This is a genomic window from Edaphobacter sp. (assembly GCF_035532915.1).
In the GTDB taxonomy this organism is placed as follows: Bacteria; Acidobacteriota; Terriglobia; order Terriglobales; family Acidobacteriaceae; genus Edaphobacter.
In genome coordinates this window covers 1-7,851 of the sequence record NZ_DATKQC010000260.1, presented here as the reverse complement: position 1 = coordinate 7,851, position 7,851 = coordinate 1, and the positions used below count along the sequence as shown (strand labels likewise).

Annotated in this window: 5 protein-coding genes and 1 pseudogene; all 6 read right to left on the bottom strand. The window is 56.4% G+C overall.

Going from position 1 to position 7,851, the window contains the following annotated elements; all coding sequences use genetic code 11:
* Positions 1-726 (bottom strand): SIR2 family protein (locus VMU57_RS12535; RefSeq protein WP_325383875.1); only part of this gene is annotated, 726 nt, incomplete at its 3' end.
* A gap of 649 nt (positions 727-1,375) precedes the next feature.
* Complete coding sequence (locus VMU57_RS12530; protein ID WP_325383873.1) at positions 1,376-1,519, bottom strand: hypothetical protein; 144 nt, start codon at positions 1,517-1,519, stop codon at positions 1,376-1,378.
* A gap of 193 nt (positions 1,520-1,712) precedes the next feature.
* Positions 1,713-2,507 carry a hypothetical protein gene (locus VMU57_RS12525; protein ID WP_325383871.1) on the bottom strand — a complete coding sequence of 265 codons (795 nt, stop codon included), beginning with the start codon at positions 2,505-2,507 and terminating at the stop codon, positions 1,713-1,715.
* Between the two features lie 541 nt (positions 2,508-3,048).
* Entirely contained in the window at positions 3,049-4,335 is a 1,287-nt protein-coding gene (locus VMU57_RS12520; protein ID WP_325383869.1) for a S41 family peptidase, read from the bottom strand.
* The gene (locus VMU57_RS12515; RefSeq protein WP_325383867.1) at positions 4,332-6,968 is read right to left on the bottom strand and encodes a CHAT domain-containing tetratricopeptide repeat protein; all 2,637 of its coding nucleotides are present in this window, start codon (positions 6,966-6,968) and stop codon (positions 4,332-4,334) included. Before VMU57_RS12515 ends, VMU57_RS12520 begins: the two co-directional genes overlap by 4 nt.
* A gap of 220 nt (positions 6,969-7,188) precedes the next feature.
* A pseudogene (locus VMU57_RS12510) lies at positions 7,189-7,851 on the bottom strand (chromosome partitioning protein ParB); the annotation flags it as partial.

Here is a 7,851-nt window from a genome sequence, read left to right as displayed (position 1 = left end):
TGACGTGAAGCTTTTGATGACGGCATAGCTCAGAGGCAGCGTCTTCGTACCTAGTTCATCTCTACAATCGTCCAGAACTGCTCTAAAGTTTGCATCTGCGAGGGAATAGCCAACGAACAGAAAAGTCCGGCTTTCCAAATCAGTTTTTAGACGTTTGAAAAGCGGCTTTTTGTAGGTCTCATACTCCCTGTAATCCCGCTTAGTCAGAATTAGCTTGCCAGCGTTGGTGTTCGCTATATCAAGGCTGCCATGGAGCTTGTAGTAGGGGATATCGTCCTCTGAAAGGACCGAGACGTCGGCTGTTGTACTTTCCACGACGGTTATGGAACCCGCTGGACTGACTAACGGCGATGCGGCTGCCTGTTCGACCAACAAATCAAAATTGGTAGTGTAAATCTTGTCCCATGGCAACTGAACAAGCGAAAGGTGCACGACTCCGGGTTTGAATTCCTTGAATTTGTCAAATAAATAGTCATTGAAAGCCCGCTCTCCGACAGCATGGCGGGCCATCTCGGATGCCTCATCTAAAGGCACAACCGTATCTGGGCTCAGCAATAGGTCGCGACAAATCCACGCGCTCAGCTCACTCCCCAAGGGACACGAGACTCCTGCTGGCGAAACGACGCCTGCATTTACGCCAGCTCCAAGGAATAGGGTGGCCGTACGCTCTACAAGATGGTCACAAAGCACACGTAACGGTTCAAGTGGAACTGCGCTTTCGTCCAAGAGATCTCTCCTCGCAAGTCATGCCGCTAAAATCATCGTCAATGATAAAGTATGCGCCTGACATGGGAAGACGCGAAACTGTTGGGCTGGCCCACCAGCAGTTCTAAATGGACAGCACAATAGGTAGTTTTCGTGCGTAGTGGCCGCCTGAATGATCGAGCAGCCGAGGTTTTCGTGACGCTTTGGCCAAGTTTTCAGTGCGGCCACGCTGTTTTCTGGAAAAGCGGAGGCTGAAATCGTACTTTTTTGGCGCCAAAAGCTACGGCATCCCCAATAATGACGGCCCATTTAGAACTGCTGCTGGCCCACCCTTATTCCACCCAAATTCTGGGTGCCCCATGCTTCGCACATTTTGCGAAGGGTTGGAGACCACGCCGACCGTACTGGTCAGCATTCTGATTTCAATGTACTCATGAACGCCATCATTCGTCGGCGGTAAATTGACCCCGTTATGTCGGCACTGCGTCAGTTTTCCGGCCACGATAGCCGCTACCCATTTGCAATGACACTGTCCCGTTCTAGGGGAGTGATCGTATGCGGTCCGATGCCCGTCGGAGTTTGTGGCATCCCCGGTCCCCAAGTGCGAGGGACCGGGGCACACTCGTTTGTGGTTTGTTGAAAAGGACGAAGGGACCAGGGTCACCCTACTTCATGGCTCTCCAAAGATAAACTCGCGCGTGTGATCGGGCACGCTGATGGTTGTTTCCCATTCGTCGTACGTCCGCAGAGTTTCCTTGGCGTCTTCGATGTTTAGCGCAAGGTACGGCAGCGCCATCTGTCGAACCTGATCCAAGGGAACCGCGTTAGCAAGTTCTTGGATTCTCCCGCGAGACTCTAACCTCACGCTGAAGTGCTCACCGCCGTCCCCCAGGGGAATACGGTACACAACCGTCGTCACCGAGCAATCTGGACAGTGTTTAGCGTCGGCGGGAAACGGACGTTGACACTCACTGCATTCAAAAGCCATCGTCATGCAAGTCTCACATTTATTCTACAGGCAAATCAATTACGCCTGCGCCCGAAGCTGCCCGAGGGAGTGTCGGCCATGAGATGTCGAGCCGATGCGACCGCACAGGCCGTCCTTTATCGTCACGCGGGGAGTACCAGTGATGCACATCTCGATACATGAGATAAGATCCCTGGTGCTCCCTGAACTCGTCCGGCAAAAGGCTGAGAAAGAACCTGTAGCCGCACAGCGAAAACATACCGGCGAGAAGGTTGTTTCCTATCGTCTTCGGACTCAGGCTCAAACCCTGTTGGAGTGTAACTTGCTCATCATCGTGCGCGGCCGTGTACAACCCGGCCTTTTCTCGAAATGCTGCGTTTCCGAACGCGATCTTCACCAGTTCGTCATTCGGTAATCCAGCGGAATGCGAGCCTTCCCCGATGATCCATTGGCCGTCATGACTGAGATTGATGAGCGTCTTGAGAAACCATCGTTCGAGCAACGCGCCGTCGATGGTAAACGTCTTGATTGTCCATCGTCTGCCTTGGAGCTTGCTCCGAAATTGGAAGAGTTGAATTGACTCATCCAATGTCTCAAACGCCCGCTTTACGTTGTCATCTAGTTCGCTGAGTTCACTATTGTGCCTCTGGCAGAGAATCTTTCCCGTGAGTGCAGCGAGTCCCACCGTTTTCGGGCCATCCTTGCACCAATGCAGACCGCTCACCGTGATGTTGCCCTCTGGAAATAGGGCCTGGGAAACCAAGTGCTCCCGGCTGATTTTGCCTTCGCAGTTTCCTAACGATGCTGCCCAGCATCCATTTGCGGTCGCGTCCATGAGCACGCCTTCATAGCGCGCGCCCGGTCTGCCGCCTCGCCAGGTCTTCCTTCAATCAGGTATGTTTGAGCGTGCACTGTAGATTATTCTGACATCATGCCTTGTCCTGAGTACGACAAATTGAACGACGACCGCTACAAAGCGATGATGCGCGAAGATACCGCGAGAGGAAGTTCGCCGCGGCAGTACCCGCATAACTCCGAGAAAAAGCGACAGGAGGCCATTGCCAACGCTGCTCGAGAGGTTCATCAGGCTTATTCACTGCGGAACGCGCACATCAGTGAGTGCGAGGAATGCAAGGCAGATGGTCGGAAGCCGGAGCAGTACGACTCGCGTGGGCATTTCTAGGAGCGCGGTTTTGAATTTCAACAAGATCATCGGCGACGTAGGACGCCGTGTTGAGCATCAACCTGCGTGTGGGGCTCCCACCCTAAACCCTGCAACACAACTGGGTGCCACGTCCTGACTTGTTAGGGCGGGAAGGCCGCAATCACTCCCCATAAGTCGGCAAGTAGTCCGCGATCAACAAAGCCCTCGGATCTCAGCCCTTGTGTAAACGATCAACAGCCGATTCGAGCTGTCGATCTGTGCTAGCAACCCGCCGATCCCGCCATTCGAATTCTGAAGGCAAATCGGGTTCGATGGGATTACCCTCGTAGACCGATCCATTCCATGTGCGATACACGCCGGTTGGAAGCGCCAACCGGAATCCCTTGCCGACTTTGACGGAGGTGGCGGAAAGGAGCCGTCCTGCTGTCTTTTCGCCGATGATGGTGGCGAGATTGTTCTCTCGGGCAAACGCGACGATCATCTCGGCGGCGCTGGCGGTATGGCGGTCAACCAGCAACGCGATGCGCCCGTGAAAGGGCTTTGGCCCCAATCCTTCGGTTTCTAGCACTATCGGCTTCTTCGCCATCATCGCGGGTGCAAATCGCAGCCCCAGCAGACATAAATACTTCGTGCCTTGGGGGATTCGAGAGAATCGTGGAAAGGCGAGCTTGTCGGATTCCAGATTGCCCTTATATCGCCGTTGATCGATGGCAAATCCTACGGGAATCCTGTTTGGCGTTAGCAGACTCATCACGCGCAGTGCTCCAATCCCACCGCCTGTATTGCCGCGAAGATCGATAATCAGCTTGTGGATGTCATCGAGGCTCTCCACCGCTTCCGAAATGCGATTGGCGACGACAACGCCAACCATGCCGGGGAACATCGCCACCTTCAGGTAGCCCACATCGTTGTTCAGGCGACGCGATTCCACCAGAGTCGGCTCAATGAAGTGCAGTTTCTTCCCCTTTGGGCGGGCAACGTCCACCGAGGCCGTCTTCTCCTGGTCGTCATTGGCGACGAAGTCGATCACTGTCTTCGCTCCCATGGCGAAGACCGGATGCTCCGGTGGAACGATTTCCCGGCCATCGACGCGCAGAAGGATATTTCCCGGCTGAATGCCGGCGAGATCGGCTGCTCCACCGGAGTGGACATTCTGGAATATCCAGCGCTTTCCGTAAGGCGTGTCGTCTGCAAGGTAGCTTGCGCTTAGCGCGGCACGACTCGACGCCCTGCTGGCGCTGCTGTGGAAGAAGCCGAGATGGGATGTGTGCAACTCAGCCAGCAAAGCGCTAACCGCCTCCTCAAACGCATCTGTGGTAGCCGCGCGCTCAATCAATGGCCGGTGCTGCTCGACTGCTGCATCCCAATCGACGTTCAGCTTCTCAGGGGCATAGAAGCGCTTCTTCAGTGCCGCAAGAACGTTTTCCAGAATGGTGTGTCGGTCTTTCTCAGAGGGTTGGATGGGGGAAACCGTCACGGTACCTGCGCTGGCTGTCATCGGCTGCTCCTGTGTAAGAGGTGGTCGGCAGTCTGGCCGAGGAGGCTATCGCTGGGCTCGCCATCCAGCTCGAAACCTGCCCAGTAATAGGGTGGCTCACCTGACTTCATCATCTCGATCTGGGCCTGGCGCAGAGCACCGGCCTTGGACGCGCCTCGCCCAAGTTGCCCATAAAAGTCGATCATCAGTTTCGCCGTTGCCTGGTCGTCGATTGCCCACAGCGTAGAGACGACGCTTTTCGCGCCAGCTTCGATGAACGCGTTCACAATATCAGCGACTCCCTCCTCGCCCACTGGACCAACGCCGGTATCGCAGGCTGAAAGCGTGACGAGGCTGGCATTGAGATGGAGTTGTCGTATCTCCCGAACCTGCAGGAGCCCATCGTCGATGGGAGGATTCTCAGGTGCAAAGACGAGCGCGGACCTGTCCGGAAACTCTGGGTCGGCGTATCCATGCAGGGCGAGATGGATCACCTCGTATTGGTCGAGAGGCAGTCTTTTGAAGTCAGTCTCTGTTGCATTGCCGCCCAATAAAATAGTGTGCGGCTGCGGCAGGTCAGTGGCAACGGTCTCCACTTCGTAGCGGCTTTCAGGCAAGGCAACCAGCTCACTCCGGTTCAGGCCGGATACCGCCCGCCTGACCATGGCGAGGAGCGTTACCGGGGGAGCCTTGGATATCCAAGCTGCAACGCCAAGAAAAGCCAGGTCCGTGTGTGTCGGGAGATTGGCCCGGTGCCGCAGGAGATCGAGTACCGTCCCAGAAGGCGCAACACTCACGGTATGGGTCGCCAGAACGTATTGGCCTCCTTCGGCCAGCGCATTGAATGGCAGCAATTCCAGCTCGCCATCCGGAACGACGATGACATCCGCCTTGGCTCGATATTCCGGTATCCCGCCCAGTAGGCTATGGAAGAGTTTCTGCGCTAAAGGCAAGTCCGCTTTCCGATCCATCAGCTCTGCGCGGTATTGCGAAGCCTCTTCCGTCAATTCGCTCTTTGGCGCCAAGGTATAGCAGCGAGCCCCTTCTCTCGTGACAGCCAGTGCATACGAGTGGGGTTCGGCCAGCACGTATTCAACAAAAAGCTCGGACGGGTGAAGATCCTGTTCGAGTTGGCTGAGTGCCACTGGATCGGGAGGTGTATCGATGTCACTGTCGTCGTCCCCGAGTTGCTGTTCCGTCGTGTAAATCGCGTTGAGAATTTGGCCCCGTGCGGCGGGATTATCGGTATCCAGCAGACGGACATCAAGACGCGTCAATCGCAGTTCAGCGGCGCTGGGCGCATGAGGTGGGATGACTGCATGATGCGAGAGCGCCTGCGCCTCGATGCGTCCCCGCGCTCGTTCGATCACGCGGAACGCATCGCCCAGCTTCCCCTGGCTACTCAGGGAAGCGAAATATCCGGCGTAGACAACGCTCAAGTCATCCAAGAGCTGGCGTTCCACCATCGGGGTTGGGACTCTGCTCAGCAGAGCGTCGAGCAAATCTGCGCTCTTTTCGTAGAGGTCATCGGACGCTTGCACCTTGCCAAGTCGCGCCAGAATTTCAGCCTTGATGGCGAGATTCCGTGGAACGAAATACATCTCGTCAGGAATCTGCTTGTTCGCATCGATTGCTTCATCAATTGCGCTCAGGGCTTGGTTCAGCATTCCCTGATGGAGATAAGCCTTCGCCAGAAGCCCATCGGACTCGCTGATGCCGCGCCAATAGGAGAGCTGTTCCGCGTATTTGATCGCCTCCTGATAGTCGCCAATCGCCTGGTTCCATGCGTTCATTTGCTGATAGACCAAAGCTCTTGCGCGGTAGAGGTCGTAGAGATGCGCGGTCAGATGATACGCGGAGACTTTGCGCATTTCCTCATTGGCGAGTTGAAGTGCCTCCTGGTAGCGCCCCAAGCCGCTCAAGGCACTGATCTTCGCTGTAATCGCAATGGTCGGATAGGCAACGTGGGGAGTATTGGCGGCTGTCTTGATAGCCTCGTTCAGCGGTCCCAAGGCCTCTTTGTATTTGTGCAACTCGACAAGGCCGGTCCCGTACATGCTCGCGTAGCGGATTCGCGCGGCGGGATCGGTAAACTTGGCGACCATCCATGCACGGAGAACGTCCTTCTTTGCGGTTTTGATATCGCCCAGCAAGAAGGCGGCAATGCCTTGCTCACCAACAGCGCGAGAAGCCAAAAGATAATGGTGACGGGCGCGAGCCAACGACTCCACTTCTGTCCAGGTGGTGCGCGCCATGCCCGCGTCGTAGTTTGTTTCGAGCATTCCAAGAATAGTCAGAATCCGCAGGCGCGTCTCAGGGTCGCGGGCGGCAGGCAGCAACAAGTCCTGGCGCAACACTGCAATCTGGTTGGGAATCGTGGTGGACGATTCGCTCTTTGCGGGCATTTCGCTGACTTGTGCATAGAGTGCTTTGGAGGATTCGCCCTTGGCGCGAAAGGCGACTTCAGCCCGGCGGTAATAAGGCTCGGCCTGAATCCAAGCGTTCAGCCATGACAGATCGTCGGCATGCTTCAGCAGCGCCTCTGGAGATTGTGAATCCCGCCGCCGGACGACTTGATACACGACAACACTCAGCAGGGCAGCCAAAAGCAGACCGGCGACGATGCGAAACCTGGGGGGAACGGCGATTCGCATAGCACACCGCTTACTTTGGCGTCCATCATGCCAGATTGCAGCGGACAGATCAAATTTGGGTATGTTTGCCGGGAAATGCGGCGAGTGTCGCGAGTCGGGTACTTACGGCCCGTCGGGTGGGTGAGGATGGCCCGGCGATGGATCGCCGGCACATTCCAGGGTGGGAAGACGGGCAAAGAATGGACCTGCCCAGCGGCAGGTCCCGAGTGTTATTCCCCATCTATGCGGCGGCTTTCTTCGCAGGCTTTGCTGTTCCCTGCGTGGCTTTCTTGCCTTTCTCTTTGGCGGCGAACTCCTGCTTCACCTTGGCCGTAATCGCGTCGGTGTCCACCTTGTAAGTGCTGGCTGCATCCCGAAGCACGGTTGCCACGTTCGTCCGTGACGCGGCTAGCAGGATGGCCGTTTCCACCAGCAGTCGTGAGAGCGTCCCCTCGTCGGAGCGGCGGAGGAAGGCTGCAAGAGTTTTTGCGGTGCCTCCGTCGTCCCGTTTCTGCCGGATGCCGTGCTGCCGCGCCAGCATGGCAAGGCGGTTCTCATCCATGAGACTGGTCAGCTTCTCCAGAGTGAAAAGCAGGTCGCGCTTCATCAGGCGAACGGGAACGGCAGCTCCCACAGCGGCCAATACGCGGAGGCCGGTTGCGTTAACGATGGCCTGTTCCCTGCGCTGTTTCTCCTGTTCGGCTTTCCACTTCTCATCGTGGCTGGTTGACTGTTTCGGATGATGGATAGGGCAAGCTGGATTTGCACAGACCTTATGGATGGTGCCGACATCGACGCCTTCGGTGATGATGGCCTCGGTGGTGAACTTGCACACCTTGAACTCGGGCCGCTTCGCGTCGTCCTTCGACTTTGGCTTGTCGTCCCGAATCGCGGTGTACTTGTT

Excerpts from the sequence above, each read along its gene's own strand:
- VMU57_RS12525 (WP_325383871.1), bottom strand. The coding sequence starts at position 2,507 with ATGGACGCGACCGCAAATGGATGCTGGGCAGCATCGTTAGGAAACTGC.
- VMU57_RS12515 (WP_325383867.1), bottom strand. The coding sequence starts at position 6,968 with ATGCGAATCGCCGTTCCCCCCAGGTTTCGCATCGTCGCCGGTCTGCTT.
- VMU57_RS12520 (WP_325383869.1), bottom strand. The coding sequence starts at position 4,335 with ATGACAGCCAGCGCAGGTACCGTGACGGTTTCCCCCATCCAACCCTCT.